The following is a 24,749-nucleotide window of genomic DNA, read 5'->3' on the forward strand; positions in this document are numbered from 1 at the left end:
CTTATGTAAGGGATTGCTATCGCAACATATTGCTGACGCGTAGGAGATGCGAAGGATCGCGTCTCTACTCAGTTCGTAAACTTTTTACCGGGTTCGCCAAGGCCGCTTTAATCGTTTGCGCACTCACGATCAATCCGGTTAATAGGGCCAGGCAGCCCGCTACCAGCATAAAAGGCCACCACGATAAGTTCGTTCGATAGGCAAAGTGCGTGAGCCAGCCGCTCAGCAGATAATAAGCTACAGGCCAGGCGATGATGTTGGCCATCACCAGAATCAGGACAAATTCTTTCATGAACAGATTGACGATGCCGAACGTCGAAGAGCCCAGCACTTTACGAATGCCAATCTCTTTTGTCCTGCGGGTCACGTTCAGTGACACCAGTCCCAACACGCCCAGCAAAACGATGATCAGAGCCAGCGTGGTTGCCAGGCGCGATGCCTTTTGCAATTGAATCTCGGTTTTGTAGAGCTTCTGAAGGGTATCGTCCATGAACGAGTACTCGAAAGGGGCATCGGGGAACAGGCGTGCCCATTCGTGGTTAATGGCCGTTATGGTTTCGGGCAAACGACTGTTCAGTCCCGCAGCAGATGGACCGGCCGCTAGTTTGAACGAGAAGTTGCGGTATATTGTGTTGCTCCGAACGTTCAGGAAAATAAGTGGCTTAATGGCTTGGTGCAGAGACCCGAAATGAAAGTCTTTTACAATGCCGCTCACCCGGTAAATCCGGTTGCTGCCCTGAAATCGAACCAGTTGGTCTATCGCTTTTGCCGGATCGGTCCAGCCAAGTGCCTTTGTGGCCGATTCATTCAGTACAGCGCGTAACGAATCCGCATCAGTAGGACCGAAAAAAGCTCCCTCCCGCATCGTTAGCCCATAGGTTTGAGCAAACCGTTCGTCGGTTGTCAGCACATCGGCCGTTATTGCATCCGTACTGTCGCGGCCCTGAGGAAATAGCTGGCTGCTGCCGCTGCTTCTACCGTCCGGTACTTCAAATGAAAAACTTACATCCCGAACCCCCGGAATACGGGCCAGTTGATTGCGTATCCCTATCATACGTTGTACACCCGCCGGGGACCAGTCGCGGGGGACCGACGATACGGTTAGTATCTGCTCTTTCTGATAACCTAAATCTTTGTTGAAGAAAAAAGAGACCTGTCGACTAATGACGACCGCTCCAACAAAAACCAGAATGGCCACCGTAAACTGAAAGACAACCAATGCCCGGCGCAATCCGATACCTCTTTGCACCGATGCAAGTAATTTTCCTTTAAGTGACTCAACAGACGGCAACCCCGACAGCACAAAGGCAGGATAGCTACCGGCCAGCAAACCGATAATCACTACAAGAACCATAAGGCTCAGAAAAGCATAGGGCGACCAGCTTAACAGAGACGGTATTGGCTTGTCCAGCAGCGTAGCAAACGTAGGCCGAAATAGTTCGTACCCCCCCAACGCCAGTAGGGTAGCCCCTGTGGTCAACAGTAATGCTTCGGCCAGAAACTGGGCAATCACCTGCTGTTTCAGGCCACCCAGTACCTTCCGGACGCCAATTTCCCGCAGTCGTGTTGCCGACATACCAATGGTGATATTTACAAAATTGACCACGGCCATCAGCAGAATAAATACGGCGATGATGAGCAAGGTCAAGATCATTTTTTCGACCAGGCCATTCCCCGCTTTTGTATAAAATGTTTCCAGAGGACTGAGATCGAGGCTGAGATTTTCTCTAAAGCCCGTTGGTGCATCCGTTGTCAGTACATGAGCAAGGGGTTTTGTTAGCTGATCCGGCGTGACGCCCGGCTGTAGTTCCAGATAGGTTGGGATGTACTGATTCTGCCAGGAGCGCATACCCGCTTCGCTTGTAAAGTAACTGACGTTGCGCAGCGATATGAAAATTTGATCGGGCAACTGAAGCAACTGCGTCACACTGTTGGTTGGTAGTGGCTCCAAAACACCCGTTATGGTGAACACCTGCTTACCCCCCACGGGTGTCTGCACGGTCAGCTGCTGGCGGAGAACATCCGTTTTGCCAAAAAGCTTTTGGGCCATTGCTCCTGTAATGACCATTGAGTTAGGAGCCAGCAGGGCCGTTTTTGGATCGCCAAAGGACAGCGGAAAACCAAACATGGTCAGCAGGGTAGAGTCGCCGATCTGGATTGTCTCCCGAAAATGATTTTCGCCTGTCGAGATGTTGGCTGAGACACCATAAAAACGGTAATAGTTGGCAACCAAACCGGGATAGCGCTGCTTAAGCGTAGGGCCCAGGGGTGCCAGCGTCGTAATATCCATACCCATGTCGGGCACTTTCCAGCGGCTTTGCACCAGGTACTGCCGGTCGGCATGTCGGAGGGTTTTATTAACGGCCAGTTCGCCCTGAATGTAGCTGCCAATTAGCAACAGGAACGTAATGCCCACCGTAAGCCCGAGCAGAGTAACGAGCGCGTAGAACCGCCTGCGGGTCAGGTTGCGAAAGGCGATTTTTAGATAATTATGCAGCATAAGTCGAGCGGTTTAGGGTTCCAGAACGTCAGCGGGCAACGTGTTTACGTTTACGGCCGTGAAGGTATTCAGGAATCGGTTTTGTTCGCACTACAGCTTGATTAGCAGGGTGTTAAAATATGTTAAGCTTTTCCTGACTACCTAAGAAAGCTATCCCTTAAAACCGATAGAGCTGTCAAAATCTGCCAGATATATAAATCCATACAAGTTGCAGGCGTCAGATTTACCGTCAGATTACCTATGACACCCACCTAGCTGGCAAGACTGTCTTTGTTCGAATGTGACTGAATACGAGCTATTTGGTAGTAATGCGATCAAAAAAGCAGACCATCTAGTAAATTTTGCTATTAAATGACAGAACATCGTTCTATTGAAAATTTGTCTTTGTGCTTAGATAAGTATACTATATGATTTATATTGATTTGTTACTAATATATATAAAAATGATAACTATTTATATCCTATATATTTAATTTGCTAGCGTTTGTATTAATAAAATTATTACCATATATATGCATTTAAACCGTAATATGTACTTATAATATGCTTAACATGTATAATGATTCATCTAGAGTTAACTGTTTATTAAATACGTTAACTAAATGTATTGGTAAGGTAAGAAAGTTCTGTGTTCATGGTGTATCTCTGCTGGCGGTTATCTATCTGATCTTTACCAGCCATTCGGTGGTAGCTCAAACGTGTAATTGTAATGTTACCATCTCAAAAGCAGCCATGTATGATGGTAAGGCGCTAGGTTACAAACCTGGCCAGACAATTTGTGTAGCAGCGGGTAATTATCCGTATCTGTACTTCAAAAATATTGTTGGTTCTGCTACCCAGCCTATAAAAATTGTTAACTGCGGTGGGCTCGTTACGATCGGTACTGAGACCGGCACCAATGGTATCCAGTTTTATGACAGTAAGTACGTCAAGCTTACCGGCTCGGGCGACAGTCGATTTAAGTATGGCATCAAGCTCACCAAGACTCCCAGCGGAGCATCGGGCGTCAACGTGACGGGCTTTAGCTCCGACTTCGAGATTGAGCGGGTCGAGGTCTCGGGCACCGGTTTTGCCGGCATCATGATCAAGATGGACCCGACCTGCGATCCGGCCACCTGGCGGGGCAATTTTTCGATGTACAATATCAAAGTACACGACAACTACGTACACGATACCTACGGTGAGGGGATGTACATTGGCAATTCGTTCTGGAATAGCGGCATCACCAAGACCTGCGATGGCGTGAGCAAAGTGGTTTATCCGCACAACATTTATGGCCTGGCCATTTACAACAACCTGGTCGAGCGCACCGGTGCCGAAGGCATACAGTATGCCTGTGCTCCGGATTACCAGGTATATAATAATGTAATCAACCATGCCGGTATTTCTCCGTTTCAGCAGTACCAGAACAACGGTATTCAGGCATCGGGGGGCTCTGCGGGCCGACTATATAATAACACCGTGCGGTATGTGGGTGGAAATGGGATCATATTCGTTGGTCACTCCGGTAAGAATATGATCTACAACAATCTGGTAACGGATGTAGGCGGATACGGTTTGTTCTGCGACAACCGGGCCGGAACACCCAGTGGTAATCCGTTGATCGTTACCAATAATACCTTTGTTAACTCGGTGCTGGATGGGTTATGTTTCTATAACAAGCTGGATCAGACCACCATGACCAACAACGCAGTAATTCAGGCAGGAACGGGCAAGTTAGTCAAGCTGATAACAGGTTATCAGATAACGCAGTCGGCCAATTATTATGGCTCTTCGCTAAGTACAGCCTTAACAACCAGCACCGTTGATGCAAACTACCGGCCGCAAAAAGGCTCTCCACTGGTCGATAAAGGAATCCTGAACACGTACTGTACCATGACTACCGACCTTGCCGGTAATGGTCGACCAAAGGGAAAAGCTATAGATATTGGGGCCTACGAGTTTCAGCCGGTAGCTGGTGCCCGCGAAGGCGTCGAACTGTCGGGGCTGACCGCCGGACTGGAAACGACGGTGCGGGAGATTTCCTCATTGCCCTCGCCTTGTGTAGATGAAATATTCCTCCGCCTGACAAATTCGGATCTGGCCATATCGGAAGTGAGTATTTATTCAATAGATGGTCAGCGGGTTAACCATATAATACCGGCTACTCCCGTTAATGAAGTTCGGGTGGAGACAGGGACGTTACCAACGGGGATTTACGTATATCAGGTTGTTACACCCGACCTTAAATTGCTAAAAGGCCGGTTTATTAAAAAGTAAGTCAAGTTGTGCGATAGTCTCAGGGGGACGCCATGATGGTAGCCACCAGTGGTTTGGGTAACAGGGTTTAGTCGGATAACGATTTACCCCTGTTAACCAAACCACTGGTGGTTTTTTGCGAAACTAGTATCGGTTATGAAAGCGCCGGGAAACGTATTACGCTTTTGCTGAGATGGCGAAATCTTTAGGCGTAACCTGATAAATCTCCTTGAAACACTGGCCGAAATACGAGGGCGTATCGAACCCAACCATATAAGCTGTCTCGGATACACCGTGCCCGGCCCGGAGCAGGTCGACGGCTTTGCGTAAACGGTACCGCCGGATCAGGTCGTTGGTCGACAGTTGCGTGAGCGACTGCACTTTGCGGAGCAGCGTTTTGCTGCTCAATGCCATACATTCGGCCAGCCGCTCCACGGTAAATGAAGAGTCGTCGAGGTGTTCATCCAGCACCGTGAATAAGGTTCTTAACCATCCGTCCTGAACGGTTTCTATAGGTTGGGGCAGTTCAGGGCGGGCTAGTTGCTGCTGATAAAGCGTACGTAACCGTTGCTGACGAGCCAGCAGGTTTCGAAGCCGCAACACCAGTTCTTCGATAACAAAAGGTTTGGTCAGATAGTCGTCGGCACCCTGCTGGAGACCGGCCAGCCGACTGTCACTGGCTGCTTTGGCGGTGAGCAAAATAACCGCAATATGATCGGTGGCCGGTGTGGTTTTGATACATTGCGTTAGAGCATACCCGTCCATACCCGGCATCATTACATCGGATATAACGACGTCGGGTAATTCGGTCTGGATCATTGTCCAGCCCCGTTCGCCCGAAGCGGCCGTCAGTACCCGATAGTGGTTTGTCAGTTCTTCGGCCAGAAATGTGCGGAGTTCATCATTATCCTCAACAACTACAACAAGCGGAGCATCCTCTGGAGGAGTCACAGACCCCCATTCGGTATCGGGCTCAGTTGCCCGCAGCGGAAACCAGTCCCGTAGGGAGAAACTGTCGTCGACAACACTCTCTTCGGTTGATAAAGGACTTATTGGTAAATCGACAACGAAGGTACTGCCCGACGGTGTCGTGGGGGTACCTGTGCTGCTGCTGACCGACACCGTACCGCCCATCAGTACCGTTAGTTCCTTAACCATCGACAGGCCTATGCCCGTGCCGGGTTCCAGTGGTCGTACCAGTGAGTTGACCTGATAAAAACGGTCGAAGATATGGGGTAAATTAGCCGTCGGAATACCAATGCCCGTATCCGAAACAGAGAGCCGAATGGGCGAACCGTTCTCCAACCGGACAGTGACGTGTGTGGAACCAGTTTTTTGTGTAGCGGACCTGGTAGTGAACTTAATGGCGTTTGCCAGCAGATTGTAGCCGATCTGACCAACTTTTTCGGCGTCGAACAGCCACATTCCCGATACATCGGTCTGGTAAGTGAGGGTAATCCCGCGTTGTTCGGCTATGGGTACAAAGGCCTGCACCAACTGGTCAATAAATTCGCTTAGATAACCCGGCTGCGGGTTTACCTGAAGGTGGCCTACCTCCAGTTTGGCCAGGTCTAGAAGCTGGTTGATCAGCCGGAGTAATTGACGGGCGTTTCGGTCAATGGCTATTAAGTCCCGCTGGGTACCCTGGTGCTCGCTCCATTGGCGCAGCAACCGTTCGACGGGAGCCAGAATAAGGGTTAACGGCGTTCGGAACTCATGCGTTATGTTGTCGAAGAAATGGGTTTTCAGATCGGCCGCCAGTTTTGTTCGGGCCGACTCACGCAACTGGTGAACGTGCCGGGCGGTTTTCTCGACGGTCAGCTCCAGATCTTTAAAGTTGATTGGTTTACAAACGAAGTCAAATGCGCCCCTATTCATGGCCGTTCGGATATTATCCATATCGCCATAGGCCGATACCATCACGGCCCGGCCATTGGGCAACAGATCGGGCAGATAGCTGAGCAGGGTTAGCCCGTCCATGTCGCGCATGTTGATATCGACCAGTAATACATCGTAGTCTGGTTCGGCCTCTATTAATGAGATGGCTTCATAGCCTCCTCTGGCGAACCTGAACTGATAGATACCTTCTCGTATGGTAAGCCAAAACCGCTGTAGAAGCAGTGGTTCAATATCGGGTTCATCATCAATGACCAGTATTTTGGTGCCCATGCGCCGTCAGGTCTTTGAGTTTAGTTTTCAGTAGTTTGAAATCCAGTGGTTTGGTTAAAAAATCATCGGCACCGGCATGCATGGCCTGTCGGTAGTTTTCATCATCGCCATAGGCCGTCACCATCATAATGGCTGGTGGTTGTTTGGGGTACTTCTGCCGAACCCGGCGAAGCAGTTCCAGTCCATTCATGCCAGGCATATTGATATCGGATAGAATCAGCCCGACTTCTGAGTCCGCTAGTCCCCCCAGCGCTTCTTCGCCCGAATGGGCAAAATGAATGTCTACCTGCTGACTCAAGATTTCACGGGCAAACCGTTGTTCATACAAGGGCTTGATGTCCAGTTCGTCATCGACAACTAAAATCTTTAGCATGGGTTGATGTTTAGTAAAGAGGATTCTCAATTCAAAGAGCACTACCATCCGCCAGAGAACGAGGTGCGTATAGGCACCTAAATGTAGGCATTATCCATCATCCGACAACCAATATCCAGAAACGAGGCACGTTGATCGGTCGAACACCACCTGCCTGCAACGTCCCGATTAGTGGGTACTGGTTTTGGGTATGTATTGGGGAGCAGATAGCCTTTTCCCTATTGAAGGCGATCATGGAGAACCTGATTGGCGTTAGGAGCGGATAACTGTTCTGATGAAGTTGAAAACCAATTCCGGATAAGGTGCTTTTGGTGAAACTTTATATCGTTTTTGTGGATAATCAGACGTTAGCCTTAGCAAAAAAGAAACCAGCAAAGTGTTGTAGTGGGCCAATCGCTGTTAACTGGTTTATTTATAGGAAAATGTTGAATGAATATGTAACAATGATGTTTTAATCTAAAGTTCAACGTATACTAATTTTAAGGTGACGGCTCCGAATGGTTGTACGGGCATAAATAGTACAGGCATTCTCCTGAACTAAAGGGATTCAGAAAAGGAACTGCCCGGCATACCAATCAGGTATGCCGGGCAGTTAACTGCTTATCATAAAAGGCGTTGAACATAGTCACAGACTATGCCGATCAGCTCATTAGTAAGGTGACTCCGGGTTTCAGAAGCAGAACAGACTAAAAGGCGCGATGACTCATAGTATGAATTCAGACTACTTCTGCCAGGCGTAAGTCTGTTGCTGTTTCAGCCGCGCTGTTTTGGCGAAAGGAATGGTGAGGTGTTTGTAGACCATATGCCCGGTCGACGACCTATCGGGTAACTGATCGATGTACCGCATGAGCGTATCGGAGCCGGAGCGTTTGCTGGCGGCATAGTCGTATGAAAACCATTGAGAGGTTTCGATACCCGGCGTCTGCGTCGGATTGTACATGAGCATCTTAGGCCTGTTGGTGCTCAGGTTCCTTCCTTTAAAGGCTCCGTCATGATAGAACGTACAGGTAGGTGCTACCGATCTGTAGCTGATCCGCCGTTCGGCCAACTCCACCGGCAGCGTGTGTTCTGCTTCGTCATTGATGGTCAACAGGTCTTTTTCGACACGCTGCACGCTCACTTGTTTATCAGTCGGTGGGCCGTTTTGCAGGAGCAAACCCAGGTTCAGAACAATACCCATCCATACTGTATGGCGGTACCAGGTTAGGAGCGTGTTCATGACAAGTTTATGGGTGAGTTAGGAGGCTGTTAACGGGGCTGCTTCAGTTAAGCGTGAATGGACGAGTAACTGTTTTCGAGGTAGTCTAACCGCTCAACGACTTGCGGAGTCCCGCAACGGGAGTATTGCCGTTACGCTGAAGGGGTTGTTGACGGGCAGATTGTAGAGGCTCGTGCCGGGCAGGAGGTTACTACACCTCCGCCCTGGCCCGAACAGGCGACCATTGCACCGCAATGGTCTTTCATCACATCATGATAGTTGGATAAAGCTTTTATGGTTTTGGGGATAGTCAGTAATAAGCTATACCTGAGCCGGGTGCCCGACCCAGGTATGACGATTAAAAAGAGACAGTATAGTGTGGGTAAAGCGTAATGGTTTCTGGTGTGGTGTGGTGTGGTATACGTTACTCGGTATGCCTGTGTGTCATTGACGGTAGCAAAGTTGGGGCATTGAGTCAGCAGGGGCGCTCACATTTCGGACAAACACACTCATATTTCGGACAAGCGCCGGATTGAGTTGGCATTTGTGCCGCTTTGCTGAAAAAATATGACGACACGGCACAAAAAAGTCCGCAGATAGATGAGATCACCTACCTGCGGACACGTACTCGTTTGCGCTTATCTGAATGCCCGGCATGCTGCATACCGGTTGCAGTCTCCTGTCTTAATTGGGAATCATTCCGTGGGGATCGATCACGAATTTTTTGGCGGCTCCTTTGTCGAAATCCTGGTAGCCTTTTGGGGCTTTGTCCAGACTGATCACTTCTACATTGACGGCTTTGGCAATCTGTATTTTATCGTAAAGAATGGCATTCATCAGTTGCCGGTGGTATTTCATAACCGGACACTGGCCCGTGTAGAATGAGTGCGATTTTGCCCAGCCCAGTCCGATACGAATGTTAAGATTACCTTCTTTGGCGGCTTCTGTCGAGGCACCGGGGTCGCCCGTTACATAAAGGCCGGGAATACCGATGGCCCCGCCCGCCCGGGTAATGGTCATGGCGGCATTCAGCACGGTGGCCGGTTGCTCAGTGGCGGCATCGGCGCCGTGGCCACGTGCTTCAAAGCCTACACAGTCGACAGCCGAATCTACTTCGGGCACGCCGATGATTGCGGCAATCTGGTCGGACAGCGAGGCTTCGTTGCGGAGGTCGATCGTTTCACAACCGAAGCTTTTGGCTTGTTCAAGCCGCTCGGGAATCATGTCGCCAACAATAACGACGGCGGCTCCGAGCAAATGGCAGGAAGCGGCACAGGCCAGCCCAACGGGTCCGGCACCCGCAACGTACACAATCGACCCCGGCCCCACACCGGCCATAACGGCCCCGTGGTAGCCCGTTGGAAAAATGTCGGAGAGGAGCGTCAGGTCGCGGATTTTGGCCATTGCCTGATCCTTATCCGGAAACTTCAGCAAGTTAAAGTCGGCGTAGGGCACCATCACGTATTCGGCCTGCCCGCCAACCCAGCCGCCCATGTCGACGTAACCGTAAGCCGCACCGGGGCGGGCGGGGTTCACATTCAGGCATATGCCCGTTTGGCCTACTTTGCAGTTGCGACAACGCCCGCAGGCAATATTAAACGGAACCGACACCAGGTCGCCTTCTTTGATAAACTCCACATCGCGACCGGCTTCGATAACCAATCCCGTTATTTCGTGTCCCAGCACCAGACCGGCGGGTGCCGTTGTCCGACCCCGAACCATGTGCTGGTCGCTGCCGCAGATATTGGTCGAAACGATTTGCAGAATAACCCCATGGTGACATTTTCGGTCGCCCAGGGCCAGCTTCGGATAGTCAATGGATTGTACTTCAACTACACCGGGTTTGATATACGCGACACCATGATTTTGACACATAGAAGTAGGAGTTAGGAGTTAGGCATTAGGAGTTAGTAAGTTTCCCACGTAAGAACGTACTAACGTGTCAGCCACTTACCAACTTACTGACTTAACCAAGCGCATCAACGCCCGCCTGGGCAACGATATGATCATTCTCGACGGTGCTACCGGATACACCAATGGCACCAATGATGTCACCGTCTGCATTTTTGATCGGTATGCCACCGGGAAAGGTAATAAGCCCGCCGTTGGAGTGTTCTATGTTGTAGAGTGAACCACCCGGCTGCGATAGTTTGCCAATTTCGCCCGTTGGCATATCGAAATACCGGGCGGTTCTGGCTTTCTTCTGCGAAATATCAATCGAACCCAGCCAGGCACCATCCATGTGGGCAAAGGCTGTGAGGTTAGCCCCTGCATCGACGATGGCAATGTTCATCAGGGTTCCTAGTTCTGTCGCTTTAACTTTGGCTGCCTGTACGGCTGTTTCGGCTTGTGCTAACGTAATGCTCATGATTTAGTTTTGGATAACGCGATGAGTAAATAGAGTACATTACTTGCTGATTTTCAGAAAAACTAAGGAACCGGTAAGTAATGTGCCTGAACAATAATACTAAAAAATAATACTATTGTTCAACTTTATTCTTTGGGCGGTAGCGGCAGACAGAAAAATAAGACGGAAACAAATCAATGGAGCAGTGTTAATGCATTTTGCTTGTATAATTCTTCTAAATTAAACGTTAATGCTCCCGAACAAAAAGCTAATGCAGAGTAGATAAGGCTCGCTAGTCCATTCAAAAAGTGGATTATAATTAGTTACATTTGTTTATAGTAAGGCCACTAAAATAGAGTTGAGCCTGCCCCCGTAACAGACGATCTTGCCCTAGTGTTATGATACCAGTCTCTGCCTTCGCCCGTGCACTGCCTAGTCCGGATTTAAGCTCTCACCTTAGCAGTACGGTACTGTATCATGCCCAGCGAAACGCCGATGGGAAAATCACGGATTTTAGTCTGGTTATGCTCAACTCATCTACGCTGGAGATGTGGGGGTATCCGCAGCGGGAACTGACCGGGCGTTCGATCAGTCAACTATTTACGGTGGCCGACCGGCAGTTCTTACTTCAGCAATTCAGCGTGGTGGTAGAGAGTGGGCGGGCTGTTCGGTTCGAGATGGAATACAGTCGGCAAAGCAATCAGTCAGTGCAGGTGTACGATATGCTGGTGACTAAACTGGAAGATGGTGTGTTGGTTAATTACGGCGAAATCGTACTTCCTGCCCAAACGGAACAGGTGCCGGAACAACAGACCGACTTGCTCCGGAAGCTCTTTCACGAATCGCCCTGTAGTATGCAGTGGATGGAGGTCGTTCGCGATGCTGAAGGTAAAATTGAGGATTTTATCTGCCGGATGGCCAATCAGGCCAGCCTGGACCAGATGAGGGTGCTTGAGCATCAGGTAATTGACAAGCGCATGCTGCCCCTGTTTCCCAGCCTGCTGTCGTCGGGCGTGTTCGACCGTTTGGTGACTGTGGTAGAAACGGGCGAGACCCAGCAGCAGGAAATCTATTACAAAGGGGATGGTGGCCAGATCTGGATCGATGCCAAATACATCCGGCATAACGATGGGGTGATCAGCATGAGTTTTGACCTGACAGCTACCCGACTGGCCGAGCAGAAGTATCAGCAGCAAGCCGAACTGTACAAAACCATTCTGGATACGGCGTTAACGTCCATCACGGTTCTGGAAGCCGTGCGGGATGCCGACGGCAAAATCGTCGACCTGCGCTATACCCTCATTAATCAGGAACGATTGCGATTGGCAGGTAAGCCCGAATCCTTTTTTCTGGGTAAACGCCTGACGGAAATCTATCCGGGCATGGTTGAATCGGGCGTGTTTCACCGCTGGGTCGAGGTTATCGAAACCCGGCAGCCACAAAAATTCGAAGTAAACTACCACTATGATGGGTTCGACGACTGGAGCCTCTGCCTGGGGTCGCCCTTTGGTGATGGCATCGTCGTTTCGTACACCGACATCACGAAGCAGAAAGAGGATGAGCTGCAGGCCCGCCAACAGGCCGAGTTACTGAACAGCATTCAGAATACGTCGCAGATAGGCATTTCGGCCTGCAAATCCATTCGTGATTCGGCGGGTACAATTGTTGACTTTCAGCCGGTATTCCGGAATGCGACGGCCTCCCATTTGCATCGTCATGCGCCGAACGAGCCAATTAAAGCAACCCTGCTTGAAGATATGCCCAGCCTGAAACCGTCAGGCGTGTTTGATCGCTATGTACGGGTGGTCGAAAGTGGCCAGCCCGATCAATTTGAACAGCACTTTAGTAATGGTGGCCTTGACGGCTGGTTTGAGTTTTCGGTGCAGCCCTGGGACGATGGATTCGTTCTGAATATACTCGATACAAGCAGTTTGCGGCAAGCCGAACGGGAAAAGGTAAAACAGGGTCTGATTCTCCAGCAGGTTGTTGACAACTCCCAGGCCGGACTGGTGCTGGCCCGGCCCGAACGTGATGAGTCAGGCACGATCGTCGACTTTCGGTATGTGCTGACAAATGAGTACAACGCCCGAACAACGGGCTGGACGGTTGCCGAGATGACCGATGCGCTGGTAAGCAGCCTGTTTCCCGGATGGCAGAGTTCGGACCTGTTCCGTCGGTACGCCGAGGTGGTGGAGAGTGGTCAGCCACAGCGCCTGACCTTTCCCTACGAGGCTTATGGTATAAAAGGCTGGTTCGATGGCTCATTTAATTGCGTAGACGGCTATCTGCTCTACACGTATACGGATGTGACCGCGCTTAAGGAGGCCGAACTGGCTCAGCAGCAGTACGCCAGCTTACTTGAGCAGGTTATGAATATGACGCCTGCCGCCATTGTCCTGAACGAAAGTATCCGGAATGAGGCTGGCCAAATTGTTGACCTGCGCATGGTCAGGCTGAATCAGATGGCTGCCAAACTGGTGAAAAATCCAATCGATAAGGTCCAGTTTCGGCGCGTCTCCAAGTACATTCCCGGCTCGCTCGATACTCCCTTGTTTGCGCAGTGTAAGCAGGTCATCGAAACAGGTAACCCTGCCCGCTTGGAAGTTCCTTGGGACGATCGTTGGTATGACTTCTCCCTGGCCCGTTTTGGCGATGGTGTTGTGCTTACCGTACAGGATATCACCCCTATGCGTGAATACCGGCAGAAACTGGAATTGGCAAACCTCGAACTCAAACGGTCCAATGAAAATCTGCAGTCGTTTGCGTTTGTTTCCTCGCATGATTTGCAGGAACCCCTTCGCAAAATAATATCGTTTGCTGACATTCTGACGACCCAGTATGCCGGACAGTTCGATGCACCGGCTACCGATATTGTGAAGCGAATCAATACATCGGCCAACCGGATGCGTCTGCTTATTCAGGATTTGCTGGCCTACTCGCAGGTCGACACACGGCAGGACTCGTTCGAGCCGGTCAACCTAACCCGGTTGATTGGAGAACTACAGGAACATGAGCTCTGGATGACCATCCAGCAGAGTAACGCCGAAATCCACCTTGGCGAGTTGCCAATTCTCATGGCCGATCGGCTGCAAATGCGGCAGCTGTTCCAGAACTTATTATCCAACGCCATCAAATTCTGCCCGAAAGAGGTTACACCCAACATCACCGTGAGCAGCCGACTGGTTAAGCACTCCGACGTATCGGTGAAGTTGATGTCGGCCAAACTGGAAAAGAATAGAGTGACGGAAGCCTGGCTCGCTGAAATTTCGGTAACCGACAATGGGATTGGCTTCGATGAAAAGTACCTGGATCGCATCTTCCAGGTTTTCCAGCGGCTACACGGCCGAAGTCAGTACAGCGGGTCGGGTATTGGACTGGCCATTTGCTACAAGATCGCTGAGCGGCACAACGGAGCCATTACCGCCAGCAGCCAGCCCGGCCAGGGCAGTACCTTTCGGGTATATTTGCCCATCCGGAAGGAAAGATGAGGTCAGGATGGGCAGAACCTTATGCCCCCGTAGAGACAACGCAGGCGTTGTCTCTACGGGGGCATCCTCTTTATTCGGACCGCAACGATTTCACCGGGTTCATCAGCGCGGCTTTCACACTCCGGAAACTCACTGTCAATAGCGCGATGCCCACAGCCAGCACACCCGCCAGGACGAACATCCACCATTCGATGTCAATTTTGTAGGCAAAGTCGGCGAGCCATTTGTTTATGGCGTACCAGGCCAATGGAGAGGCAATGATGATAGCGATCAGCACAAGCTTCAATACATCTTTCGATAGAAGCGTCACGATGCTGAGAACACTTGCGCCCAGCACTTTCCGAACGCCGATTTCTTTCGTGCGCTGCTCGGCCGAATAGGTTGCCAGACCGAACAGGCCCAGACAGGAAACCAGTAGGGTAAGCAGCGAAAACCCGTTGAAAAGGGAAATCATGAGCTTGTCTTTTCGGTATTGTGCCTCGAAGGCCTCGTCCAGAAAGGTGTAGTCGAAGGGGTAGTTCGGGTAGTGCTGCTTCCAGGCCGCCTGTACCAATGGCAGGTGTTCGGGTTTCATTTTTAGCGTCAGGTTGGCGGGTGGCGATGTGTTGAACACCAGCACAACCGGCTCGATGGCCGTGTGCAGGGAGTGGTAATTGAAGTTCCGGATCACGCCAACGACCTTGCCTTTGTGCATAAAACCTTCCATCGGCTGGCCAAGGGCCTGTTTCCAGCCCGCCTGTTTAACAAAGGCTTCGTTGACCAGAAAGCCCCCGTTCTTATCGGTTTCCGAGCCCGCCGACAGGTTCCGGCCGCTGGCCAGTTTCAGGTTCAGCAACGGTAGAAAGCGCTCATCAATAGATAAGTAATTGCCCATGACTTCCCGTTTTTTACCCGCCGATTGAAAAATAGTCGTTGCCTTGACGAGTATGGCATCGGGCTTGATCCCCGACCCCAGCGATGCGTCCTGAATTTCGGTGCGTTGCCGCAGGTCATGAGCGAGGGCGTAGCCCTGGGTTCGGGCCAGCGAATCGTCGGGGAGGTGAACGGTGAGCACCTGCTCTTTCGTAAAGCCCAGGTCGACACGCTGCATGTAGTTCATCTGACTATGGGCCACCAGCACCCCGATGATCATGCCCACCGCCAGCACAAACTGAAATACCGTTATCGTTTGCCGAAGCCCGAAACCGCGCCCCAACCCACCCGACTGTTTCCGTAACACCGCCACCGGGTTGAAGCCGGATAGAACAAAAGCAGGATAAAGCCCACCCAACAAAGCGGTACTTCCCAGGGCAAGGCCCGCCATCAGTAAACCATCGGGCCAGGTTATATCGAGTTGAATTTGCAATAGGTCGTTGAAAAAGGGAATGCTGAAGGCCAGCAGGACGATTGCCAGCACGACCGCCAGTCCACTCAACAACAGCGACTCCAGCAAAAACTGGCCGATCAACTGCTGCCGTAATGCTCCGCTGGCTTTTCGGATGCCCACTTCCTTTGCCCGCCCGGTGGCGCGGGCCGTCAGCAGGTTGATGTAGTTCAGCAAGGCGATCACCAGCACGAAACCCGCCAAAAACAGGAAGAGATAGCCGTATTGCTTATTGCCCTTCGGCATGTCGGCCATTTTTCCCTGACTAAAGTGGACGTCCTTCAGCAACTCGGTCTGGAACACCACGGCATAACCCACGGCACCCACTTTCTTCAATTCTGGCTGTATGTAGGTTTTGCTGAGCAAGGCCAGCTTCTTTTCGAAGGCTTGCAGATCGGGTGTTTGCCGGAACAGAACGAACGTGTACACCGGAAAATCATCGACCAGCCAGTCGGTGTAGGTCGAGTAATCTTTGGCCAGCAACGCGCTGATTTTCATATCGGCGTTGGACGGCAGGTCGGCCATGACGCCCGTAATACGGTACAGTTTTTTGTTACACAGGAATGTCTCGCCCAGCACGCTTGTCCGTCCGGCGAATTTCCGGGCAAAACTTTCGGTAACGACGGCGGTGTTTGGCTCGGTCAACGCCCGTCTCGCATCCCCCTCGACGAAGGGATAGGTGAACACCTGGAAAACATCCGGCTCGGCAAAGTACACATCGGGTTCATTTTGCAAATCGGTTCCATACTTGATGGTGGCCGACATCGGCTCGAACCGGGCGGCTGTTTCGACTTCCGGGAAATCCCGTTTCAGGGCGCTGGCCAACAGGATCGAGGAGGAGGCTACGGCTATAGGGGCCTCGGGGGTGGTCAGGTTCACCGTGACCCGAACAATCCGGTCGGCTTTGGTATGAAAGCGGTCATAAGTGAATTCGTGCTTCACATACAGCACCATGAGCAGGCAAGCCGTCAGCCCAACGGCCAGGCCCCCGGCATTCAGACTGGTATAGAGTTTGTTCGTCCAAAGATGACGACGCGCGATTTTGAGGTAGTTAGCGAGCATACTTCACGTTTCTTACGGAGAGTAGTAAGATGCGTGAAGGGTTGGTTATGAAGGTGTTAAAAGTTGTTAAGGGGCGGTTTTAAAGGCCGTCTCTGTAATAAGGCTTGCTTCTACTTGGTTAATGTATAGAGACTGGTATTGCGGCTTACAAAGTCTATTGATTCCTTTAAAATCGTCGGTCTTTTTAGTGATTAACTCATTACAATCGAGGTTTAATGTAATGGCACCTATTGTCTAAAAAGTTTAAAATTTTTGTCAGGAGAAATATGTATATCTTGGTTAGAATATATCTGGAACATTATAGTAAAGATAGGTTATATTCTACTCGATTATTAATTTGTTGTAGTCTTTGGGCTGACTCTTACTTTTTTGTTTATATTACGTACCGAAAATATTATTTATTTCTTGAAATGCTTTACTTTAGGATGATAAAATTTTAACAAGTTTGAGTATATGAATACAAAAATGTTAGATCTATATATTACTCACTATATTTTGAAACCTCAATATAGGAGGTACGACATTGAAGGTGCTCCCTATAAAATTGATACTAAAGTCATTATTCTCGATAATCCATCGAAAGATGATACATTCGATGTAGAGTTTATTGGGAAAGAAGGTGTAATCGTGTTTTTTGAATACGACTGTGGCTGTGGTCAGACTTATCCTGATGACCCAATGATCGGCGTAGAATTTAATGATGGTAGAGTTGCTGAATTTTGGAAAGATGAAATATTAATCGCTTAATTTTTTATAACGTCCATTACCTTTAAATTGTAATAATCCTTTGTCACGAAGTACCTGTAGCTGTTGACGAATTTTATCTTTAATGAAATTATTATTTGGAAACTTCTCTTTAAAGCTATCTTCAAGCATATAAATGTCTGCAAGATTGAATTCCTTTGACGGAATTTTGTCAATAATTTTTAATACCTCAATTGTCCAACCACGACTTTCCTTTTTTTGATTTGCTAGAAATGATGTTTTAGACCAAGTTTCAATAACTATTTTCTTATTTATTAGTTCGCCATTTTTAATAAAGAAGATTTTGCCTGAATTTGGGATGCTGTGTAGTAAAATATTACAGCCAATCCAGCCTGATCTTCTTGCTGTTAAACTTAAAGGTTTTCTTTTTTCAATTATATTATCAATGAAATAATGTTTTGGTATAACTAAGAAATTGGACACTTCAAATGTTTTGCTTGAGTAATTTAGAAAAAAGAAATGGGGATTGTTTTCTGAGTTAATTCTTTCAATCATCGTACTGTAAGCTCCATCAACAATTCTTTTAGAGAATGAATCTTTCTTGCTTTTTAATTCGTACTCTGATTTACAAGTAGTGCATAAAAAATCGGCCACTGGGCTATTGTTATTAAATTGGTTCAACTCATCGTTTCCGCATGACGGACAAAAAGCATTTTGTTTAACCCATGATTCTGTAAGGACTCTTGCTATTTGAGAACTACTTGTGTATCCAGTTGAAAAAGATACATCAAATTTCAAGTTCATGAAAAAGCCGAATTAATAATTGGCGTAATTGAACAATTGAGGTGACAACCTGCTATAGTTAACATAAACAATAAGATGTTAATTTTATAAGCTAATTGGCGAGCTGCTAGTTCGTGGCCCACCAACTGAAAGACTAAGTGTGAATAGGTTTCGGCTGCTTTGCCGCTGTGCTTGCTTTTGCTTTCTTAGGAGCTGCCTTGCTCTTGTAATTACGAATAAATTCACTGATTTCCTGCCGAGCCTTGTCTGTTAATGGCTCGCTTTTGATTACGAAGTCAATGCCTTTAGGTTCTTTTATGTATCCCATATAGGCTAAGATTTAAAATATTTATTAATGAGAATTTGTGCTGATTGAGTTGGAATAATCATTCTAGGACCGCCTAATGTGTAAGCACCTAACGTTTTCTCATAATGCTCTATAAGCTTCGTCTTAGCGGTGAAAGCCACAAATCCGTCAAATCCCTGCTGGAAGGAAACTTTACAGGCATGAGCCACTAGATTACCTGCTACACCCTCATAAAGCTTGTTTTGACCTATATTAAACGGTGAATTTTCCAGTAGGTGCATATATACATAATCAGGCTCCAGCGTCAAACTTAACAAACCTTGGATGATACCAGGATTGTTTACGATTGTCAATTTGAAAACTTCCTTTGTATTGTCATTAAACTCTGATCTCCAACTAAAACTCCAGCCGTTCTTTTTTGTCACATGCTTTAGATCAGTCTTTGTCAAACGCAAAACTTCTGTATCAAAGCTATCACCTGATATTGTGTTTTGAATTGAGTTGGTCAACTTGTCTATGACAAATTCAAGACCTACTGGCTTACTTATTTTCACGAAGCTAATTTACATAAAATACCTGATTCGCCCCAGTTTGATCACATCTCATTACTCACTCCGCAAACTCTTCACCGGGTTCATCAACGCGGCCCGCACACTCTGGAAACTCACCGTCAGTAGGGCAATGCCGACGGCCAATAAACCTGCCAGGGCGAAAACCCACCAACTGATGTCAATCTTGTAGGCGAAGTCGGCGAGCCATTTGTTCATGGCCCACCAGGCCAGGGGGACGGCCAGCACAATGGCGATGACCACCAGTTTGAGGAAATCTTTGGCGAGAAGGGCCACGATACTGGCGACGGTTGCGCCCAGCACTTTCCGAACGCCGATTTCCTTGGTGCGTTGCTGGGCGCTGAAGGTTGCCAGTCCAAACAAACCCAGACAGGCAATGAAGATGGCGAGACCAGCAAAGAGGGTAAATAACAGGCCGTATTGCCGATCCGACTGGTATTGCCTGCTGTAGAATTCATCCAGAAAGAAATAGTCCAGCGACGATTCCGGGAACAGCGCCCCCCAGATTCCCTCCACCTGGCCGAGCAACTGCTGTGGTTTGTCTGTTCGGAATTTGATGGAATAATAGGCCGTTGGAATCCAGCTGAAGGCCGGGTCCATGAACAGCATAATGGGTGTAAACGGCTGATGCAGCGACTGTTGGTGATAATCCTGCACCACGCCAATAATTTCACTGGCTTGTTTTGGTGTTGTTTCCAGTGCTATTTTTTGTCCAATTGCCTGTTCGGGTGAGGTAAAGCCGAACTGCTTCACCGCCGATTGGTTGAGTACCAAGGCGGTAGAGTCGGCGGGACGATTGCGGTCAAAATTGCGTCCTGCCAACAGGCGCAGGCCATAGGTGGGAATGAAATCAAAATCGACTTTCAGCATTTCGACCAGCTGGTTGTCGGCCTCGCGGGCTTCGAACCGGCGATTGGCCAGGAATTGCCCCACTTCTTTTCCCGGCACAGCCCCCGAACCCGTCACGGCCGATACACCCGCCAGGGCGTTGATTCGCTTTTTCAATAACTCAACTTTGCTGGCATAGTCGGGCGTGTTTACGGGCGATTTGAGCACGACGATCTGATCGGTGAGGACACCCGGCTGCTGGGCCATCATGTAGGCCGTTTGCCGATACACCACCAGTGTGCTGACAATCAGGATCACCGAAATGATAAACTGAACCACCACCAGCGATTGCCGAAAAGAGCGTTCGGTTTTAGAGAATCGGAATTGTCCTTTCAGCACCGAGACCGGGGAGGCCCGCAGTAGCACAAAGGCGGGATACAGGCCCGTAAGTACAATGCCCAACCCCCAAAGCAGCAGGAATCCGCCAACCACAAGTGGGTCGGTCCAAACGCCTTGTGCAGCAGACAGGTGGAGGGAATCGGGAAGCAATTGGGTAGCCAGCCACACAATAGGTACGGCCAGCATCAGCGCAATGGTATGCAGCAGCTGGGATTCGATCACAAACTGATACAACAGCATCCGTCGCGAGGAGCCGATCATGCGCCGGACACCCGCTTCCTTGGCCCGGTACATCACCTGTGCCGTGGTCAGGTTGCTGTAGTTGACCCAACTGATCAGCAGAATTACGAGGGCAATTACCGACAGGAAATCGACCGCCGTCCGGTTGCCTTTCACTTCAATTTCGTTTGGGGTGGCGGGGTTAAGGTGCAGGTCGTGCAGGGGCACTAACCGGATGCCCCAACTGACATCCCGCATCGCCTGCTCGGTCTTGTACTGCTCGGCAAAGGCGGGGAATTTGGCTTCAACCTTGCCGGGGTCGGTACGCGGTTTGAGCTGGACGAACGTATAACTCGAATGCTGATACCAGAGATGCCAGACACGGGGCGCAGCCGTTCGACCAGAAATCAGCATGCTGAACTGCATGGTCGAGTTGACGGGTAGATCGGCGAATACGCCCGTAACCTGACAGGTCAGTTTCTGCGCACGGGTACTAATTTCCAGCGTTTTGCCCAGTGGGTTCTGCAAACCAAAGTATTTATGAGCGGCCGATTCGGACAGGACAACCGAGTTAGGTTCGTTCAAAAATGTACGGCGGTCGCCTTGCACCACCGGATAGTCGAAAAACGTAAAGAAGTTCGAGTCGACAAGGCAGACGTGCGCTTCACGGAACTTCTGGTTTTCGTAGCGCACCACCCGTTCCGAGTTTCGCCAGACGATGCGCGTGAAGCTCTCTACTTCCGGGAAATTCGCTTTCATAGCCGGGGCGCATCCGTTCGTGCTGGTTGCCCAGTGTTCGCTCTTGTGGTCCGCCCCATAAAACAGGCTTTCTACCCGATAAATGGGTTTGTCGTCGCCCTCGACCGGTGCAGATGCAACCCGATCATAGCTCTGTTCAAAGCGAACGTATTGAATGAGTAGGGCGCAGGCCGCCAGCCCCAGCGCCAGTCCGGTAATGTTTAGCAAGCTGTACAGCCGCTGTTGGCGAATGGTCCGCCAGGCAATTTTAAGGTAGTTTGGCAGCATGGGTGGATAATGAAAAACGTAGACTAAAAAATGTTTACGGGAAATTATTCATTTTTTAGTCTACATTTTTCATTATTCACTAACAATCACTCCGATCGTAATGATTTGACCGGGTTCGTCAGGACGGCTTTCACACTCTGGAAACTCACGGTCAACAGAGCAATGCCTACCGCCAGTAAACCCGCCAGGGCGAACATCCACCATTCGATGTCGATCTTGTAGGCGAAGTCGGCGAGCCACTGGTTCATGGCCCACCAGGCCAGGGGCGAGGCAATGACAATGGCAATCAGGACCAGCTTCAGGAAGTCTTTGGAGAGCAGGCCGATGAGGCTGGGGACACTCGCCCCAGTACTTTGCGAACGCCGATTTCTTTGCTAAGTTCTAGAAGGCTTGTAGTGTTGATGATATATTAATTCAATTAGGCAGCTTTAGCCTTATTTTTTGATCGAACAGCCCGCGCTTTGCCTTTGGCATTTTTGGTTTTAATGGCTTGCATAATTTTTCTAAAGTCGGCCAATTCCTGCTCTGTCCAGGGCTCCGATTTTGTTGATAAATCTATATGCTTATGTTCTTTAATTAGTCCCATCAAAAATATTGGGTAGTTAGATGCAATGCCGCCTTGACCTCAATAAACATGTGTAATCTACGAAATAGCGCTGATGGCGCAAGGCTAGAGCCAACGTGGCCCGGCCTTGCGCCATCGAATCACATCCGACCGGGACGGTCGGCACTACTCGCTCCGCAAACTCTTCACCGGGTTCATCAGTGCCGCTTTCACACTCTGGAAACTGACCGTCAGCAAAGCAATGCCTACGGCTAGTAGACCCGCCAGGGCAAACATCCACCATTCGATGTCGATTTTGTAGGCGAAGTCGGCGAGCCAGTTATTCATGGCCCACCAGGCGAGTGGGGAAGCAATGACAATGGCGATTAGGACCAGCTTCAGGAAATCTTTGGAGAGCAGGCCGATGAGGCTGGGGACACTCGCGCCCAGTACTTTTCGAACGCCGATCTCTTTGGTCCGCTGCTCCGCCATGAAAGCCGCCAGTCCGAATAGTCCCAGACAGGCAATCAGGATGGCTAGAGCCGCAAAGGTCAGGGCGATGGTGCCGATGCGCTGTTCGGCGCGGTACATCTCGTCGAAACTATCGTCCATGAATTTATAGGTGAACGGCTGGCCGGGAGCCAGTTGCTTCCATTTCGCTTCAATCTGCTGCATCAGTACGGGCAGGTTCGTGCTGCTCACCCGGAAGGATGCCGCCCCCGAGTTGGCATCCAGCACCAGCGACAGCGCCCCGATATCGCGCCGGAGCGATTCGAAGTGAAAGTTCTTCACCACACCTAGGACGGTGTACGTTTTGCGGGTTTTCCCTTCGGCGTCATCGAAGCGCCAGACACGTTTGCCTATTGGGTCTTTGAACCCCAGAATTTTGACGGCGGCTTCGTTCAGGAGTATACCCGTAGAATCGGAACCGAAACCTTGAGAGAAATTTCGGCCCGCTACCACCTGAATACCGAGCGTTTTCACGTAGTCATAATCGACGCCCCAGTTTTGCATGCTTACCCCCTTGTTCATGTTTACCTGGCCCTCCGGAAAGAACGCGTTGTCATTTCGGTCGGAGGGGGTGGGCAGGTAACCGGAGAGGCTGCCGCTCACCACACCCGGCAGGCGCAGCACCTCCTGCTTGAAGGTTTCGGCCTGTTTGCCTACCGAATACAGGTCGTTGATGGTCAGGACGTGGTCGCGGTTAAAGCCTACGCTGGTTGTTTGAATATAGGTGAGTTGTCGGTACACGATGATAGTCCCAACAATGAGCACGACCGACATCATGAACTGAAACACAACCAGTCCACTTCGTAAACTGACACTGCGAAAACTCATGTTTACCCGGCCTTTCAATACCGAAATGGGCTGGAAGGAAGACAGGAAAAAGGCCGGGTAACTGCCCGCCAGCAAGCCAACGACAATCGGCAGGGCAATGAGAATTGGTAAGAGCACCGGCGAGATTAACTGAGACAGGCTGATTTCTTTAGCCGCAATGCTGTTAAAGCCCGGCAATGCAACGGCCACGATTACGATGGCCAGCACCATCGCCAGTACCGTTGTCAATACCGATTCGGTCATGAACTGGCCCACCAGTTGCTGCCGTTCCGAGCCCATTACTTTGCGGACGCCAACCTCTTTGGCCCGGTTCGAGGAGCGGGCCGTCGCCAGATTCATGAAGTTGATACAGGCGATAATCAAAATGAACAGCGCTACCGCCGAGAAAATGTAGACATACTGAATGTCACCGTTAGGGGCCAGCTCGACTTGTTGTTTGGAATGCAGATGAATGTCGGTGAGGGGAATGAGCCAGAAGTTCATCTTATTGTTGGCTTTCCGAAACTGCTCCAGCGTCGTACCCGCCATTTGGAGCAATTGCGGCCCCACGTATTTCTCGATAACCGCGTCGAAGTTCTGCGCAAAAACGGTCGGGTCTGCCGGAGCGCCGGACCGTTCTGCTTTTAGCCGGATATACGTATGATGATTGTTGCTGAGCCACTGTCCCCAGGGGTAATTGTCGCTGAGCATGGTCACGAAGAAGTCGGTGCGAAAATGGGCGTTCCGGGGCATGTCGCGCATAATGCCCGTCACTTTGTAGTTCTCCTTATTGGCGAAGATCAGCGTCTGTCCCAGTGCGTTCTGGTTGCCAAAGTGTCGTTTTGCCGCCGACTCGCTGATCACTACCGTGTTCGGCTCCGTCAGTGCCCGTTTGGGATCGCCCGCCACGAAGGGCAGGGTAAACACATCGAATACTGTAGAATCAGCAAACATAATGTCGCTCTCCCGAAGGTTGGTTGTTTCCCCCGCTTTCTTAACCAGCCAGTTTCCACGCTGGTGCAGCCTGACAAACTGTTCTACCTGCGGGTAGTCTTTTTTCAGGGTGGGACCTAACGGGTCGGGTGTTGTGGCGAAGTGCATGTCGTTGCCCCCGAACTTTATATCGGACTGCACCCGATAAATGCGGTCGGCGTTGGCGTTGTAGCGATCAAAGCTCAGCTCGTCCAGCACATACAGCAGGATAAGCAGGCAGCAGGCCAGCCCAACGGCCAGCCCGAAGATGTTGATAAACGCGAATCCCTGCTGTTTGCGCAGGTTCCGCCAGGCGATTTTGAGGTAGTTTGTAAGCATAGG

The 24,749-nt window shown here is 50.1% G+C and carries 16 protein-coding genes and 1 pseudogene; 3 read left to right on the plus strand and 14 right to left on the minus strand.

The window, feature by feature from the left end:
• Positions 1–64: 64 nt before the first annotated feature.
• Positions 65–2,500: an ABC transporter permease gene (locus NT073_RS07685; protein ID WP_297371244.1), complete on the minus strand. Its 2,436-nt coding sequence runs from the start codon at positions 2,498–2,500 to the stop codon at positions 65–67.
• 732 nt (positions 2,501–3,232) lie between these two features.
• Between NT073_RS07685 and NT073_RS07690 the strand changes: the two genes are divergently transcribed.
• Entirely contained in the window at positions 3,233–4,759 is a 1,527-nt protein-coding gene (locus NT073_RS07690; RefSeq protein ID WP_297371249.1) for a right-handed parallel beta-helix repeat-containing protein, read from the plus strand.
• 156 nt (positions 4,760–4,915) lie between these two features.
• Here NT073_RS07690 and NT073_RS07695 read toward each other — a convergent pair whose 3' ends face one another.
• The 5 genes from NT073_RS07695 to NT073_RS07715 all read right to left on the minus strand — a co-directional run bounded on the left by NT073_RS07695 (position 4,916) and on the right by NT073_RS07715 (position 10,846).
• Positions 4,916–6,907, minus strand: coding sequence for a response regulator (locus NT073_RS07695; protein ID WP_297371251.1), 1,992 nt, complete (start codon positions 6,905–6,907; stop codon positions 4,916–4,918).
• Positions 6,882–7,280 carry a response regulator gene (locus NT073_RS07700; RefSeq protein ID WP_297371254.1) on the minus strand — a complete coding sequence of 133 codons (399 nt, stop codon included), beginning with the start codon at positions 7,278–7,280 and terminating at the stop codon, positions 6,882–6,884. Before NT073_RS07700 ends, NT073_RS07695 begins: the two co-directional genes overlap by 26 nt.
• A gap of 721 nt (positions 7,281–8,001) precedes the next feature.
• On the minus strand, positions 8,002–8,499 hold the full coding sequence (locus NT073_RS07705; protein WP_297371257.1) for a hypothetical protein: 498 nt from the start codon (positions 8,497–8,499) through the stop codon (positions 8,002–8,004).
• A 663-nt stretch (positions 8,500–9,162) separates the two neighbouring features.
• The gene (fdhA, locus tag NT073_RS07710) at positions 9,163–10,353 is read right to left on the minus strand and encodes a formaldehyde dehydrogenase, glutathione-independent (RefSeq protein WP_297371260.1); all 1,191 of its coding nucleotides are present in this window, start codon (positions 10,351–10,353) and stop codon (positions 9,163–9,165) included.
• Positions 10,354–10,444: 91 nt separating this feature from the next.
• The gene (locus NT073_RS07715) at positions 10,445–10,846 is read right to left on the minus strand and encodes a heme-binding protein (RefSeq protein WP_297371262.1); all 402 of its coding nucleotides are present in this window, start codon (positions 10,844–10,846) and stop codon (positions 10,445–10,447) included.
• 377 nt (positions 10,847–11,223) lie between these two features.
• Here NT073_RS07715 and NT073_RS07720 point away from each other — a divergent pair, with 377 nt between their 5' ends.
• The gene (locus tag NT073_RS07720) at positions 11,224–14,313 is read left to right on the plus strand and encodes a PAS domain-containing protein (RefSeq protein ID WP_297371265.1); all 3,090 of its coding nucleotides are present in this window, start codon (positions 11,224–11,226) and stop codon (positions 14,311–14,313) included.
• Between the two features lie 70 nt (positions 14,314–14,383).
• On the opposite strand, the gene NT073_RS07725 is transcribed toward NT073_RS07720, so the two are convergent.
• Positions 14,384–16,738, minus strand: coding sequence for an ABC transporter permease (locus NT073_RS07725; protein WP_297371268.1), 2,355 nt, complete (start codon positions 16,736–16,738; stop codon positions 14,384–14,386).
• Between the two features lie 453 nt (positions 16,739–17,191).
• Here NT073_RS07725 and NT073_RS07730 point away from each other — a divergent pair, with 453 nt between their 5' ends.
• Positions 17,192–17,485: a hypothetical protein gene (locus NT073_RS07730; protein WP_297371271.1), complete on the plus strand. Its 294-nt coding sequence runs from the start codon at positions 17,192–17,194 to the stop codon at positions 17,483–17,485.
• On the opposite strand, the gene NT073_RS07735 is transcribed toward NT073_RS07730, so the two are convergent.
• The 7 genes and pseudogenes from NT073_RS07735 to NT073_RS07765 all read right to left on the minus strand — a co-directional run bounded on the left by NT073_RS07735 (position 17,474) and on the right by NT073_RS07765 (position 24,746).
• Positions 17,474–18,247 carry a DpnI domain-containing protein gene (locus NT073_RS07735; RefSeq protein WP_297371274.1) on the minus strand — a complete coding sequence of 258 codons (774 nt, stop codon included), beginning with the start codon at positions 18,245–18,247 and terminating at the stop codon, positions 17,474–17,476. The two genes, NT073_RS07730 and NT073_RS07735, sit on opposite strands and share 12 nt — an antisense overlap.
• Positions 18,248–18,380: 133 nt before the next feature.
• A complete protein-coding gene (locus NT073_RS07740; RefSeq protein ID WP_297371277.1) occupies positions 18,381–18,554 on the minus strand; it encodes a hypothetical protein in 174 nt (57 codons plus the stop codon).
• Between the two features lie 5 nt (positions 18,555–18,559).
• On the minus strand, positions 18,560–19,087 hold the full coding sequence (locus NT073_RS07745) for a hypothetical protein (protein WP_297371281.1): 528 nt from the start codon (positions 19,085–19,087) through the stop codon (positions 18,560–18,562).
• 51 nt (positions 19,088–19,138) lie between these two features.
• Positions 19,139–21,574: an ABC transporter permease gene (locus NT073_RS07750; protein ID WP_297371284.1), complete on the minus strand. Its 2,436-nt coding sequence runs from the start codon at positions 21,572–21,574 to the stop codon at positions 19,139–19,141.
• A gap of 86 nt (positions 21,575–21,660) precedes the next feature.
• Positions 21,661–21,950 (minus strand): annotated as a pseudogene (locus NT073_RS07755) (FtsX-like permease family protein); the annotation flags it as partial.
• Positions 21,951–21,992: 42 nt separating this feature from the next.
• On the minus strand, positions 21,993–22,163 hold the full coding sequence (locus NT073_RS07760) for a hypothetical protein (RefSeq protein ID WP_297371287.1): 171 nt from the start codon (positions 22,161–22,163) through the stop codon (positions 21,993–21,995).
• A gap of 141 nt (positions 22,164–22,304) precedes the next feature.
• Complete coding sequence (locus NT073_RS07765) at positions 22,305–24,746, minus strand: ABC transporter permease (protein WP_297371290.1); 2,442 nt, start codon at positions 24,744–24,746, stop codon at positions 22,305–22,307.
• Positions 24,747–24,749: the final 3 nt, after the last annotated feature.

It is taken from the genome of Spirosoma sp., assembly GCF_026391055.1.
Classification (GTDB): Bacteria; Bacteroidota; Bacteroidia; order Cytophagales; family Spirosomataceae; genus Spirosoma.

Bases quoted from the DNA above. Each gene is read 5' to 3' on its own strand.
- NT073_RS07690 (WP_297371249.1), top strand. From the start codon at position 3,233: ATGTATGATGGTAAGGCGCTAGGTTACAAACCTGGCCAGACAATTTGT.
- NT073_RS07705 (WP_297371257.1), bottom strand. From the start codon at position 8,499: ATGAACACGCTCCTAACCTGGTACCGCCATACAGTATGGATGGGTATT.
- NT073_RS07695 (WP_297371251.1), bottom strand. From the start codon at position 6,907: ATGGGCACCAAAATACTGGTCATTGATGATGAACCCGATATTGAACCA.
- NT073_RS07685 (WP_297371244.1), bottom strand. From the start codon at position 2,500: ATGCTGCATAATTATCTAAAAATCGCCTTTCGCAACCTGACCCGCAGG.
- NT073_RS07765 (WP_297371290.1), bottom strand. From the start codon at position 24,746: ATGCTTACAAACTACCTCAAAATCGCCTGGCGGAACCTGCGCAAACAG.
- NT073_RS07700 (WP_297371254.1), bottom strand. From the start codon at position 7,280: ATGCTAAAGATTTTAGTTGTCGATGACGAACTGGACATCAAGCCCTTG.
- fdhA (WP_297371260.1), bottom strand. From the start codon at position 10,353: ATGTGTCAAAATCATGGTGTCGCGTATATCAAACCCGGTGTAGTTGAA.
- NT073_RS07720 (WP_297371265.1), top strand. From the start codon at position 11,224: ATGATACCAGTCTCTGCCTTCGCCCGTGCACTGCCTAGTCCGGATTTA.
- NT073_RS07715 (WP_297371262.1), bottom strand. From the start codon at position 10,846: ATGAGCATTACGTTAGCACAAGCCGAAACAGCCGTACAGGCAGCCAAA.
- NT073_RS07740 (WP_297371277.1), bottom strand. From the start codon at position 18,554: ATGGGATACATAAAAGAACCTAAAGGCATTGACTTCGTAATCAAAAGC.
- NT073_RS07725 (WP_297371268.1), bottom strand. From the start codon at position 16,738: ATGCTCGCTAACTACCTCAAAATCGCGCGTCGTCATCTTTGGACGAAC.
- NT073_RS07750 (WP_297371284.1), bottom strand. From the start codon at position 21,574: ATGCTGCCAAACTACCTTAAAATTGCCTGGCGGACCATTCGCCAACAG.
- NT073_RS07735 (WP_297371274.1), bottom strand. From the start codon at position 18,247: ATGAACTTGAAATTTGATGTATCTTTTTCAACTGGATACACAAGTAGT.
- NT073_RS07730 (WP_297371271.1), top strand. From the start codon at position 17,192: ATGAATACAAAAATGTTAGATCTATATATTACTCACTATATTTTGAAA.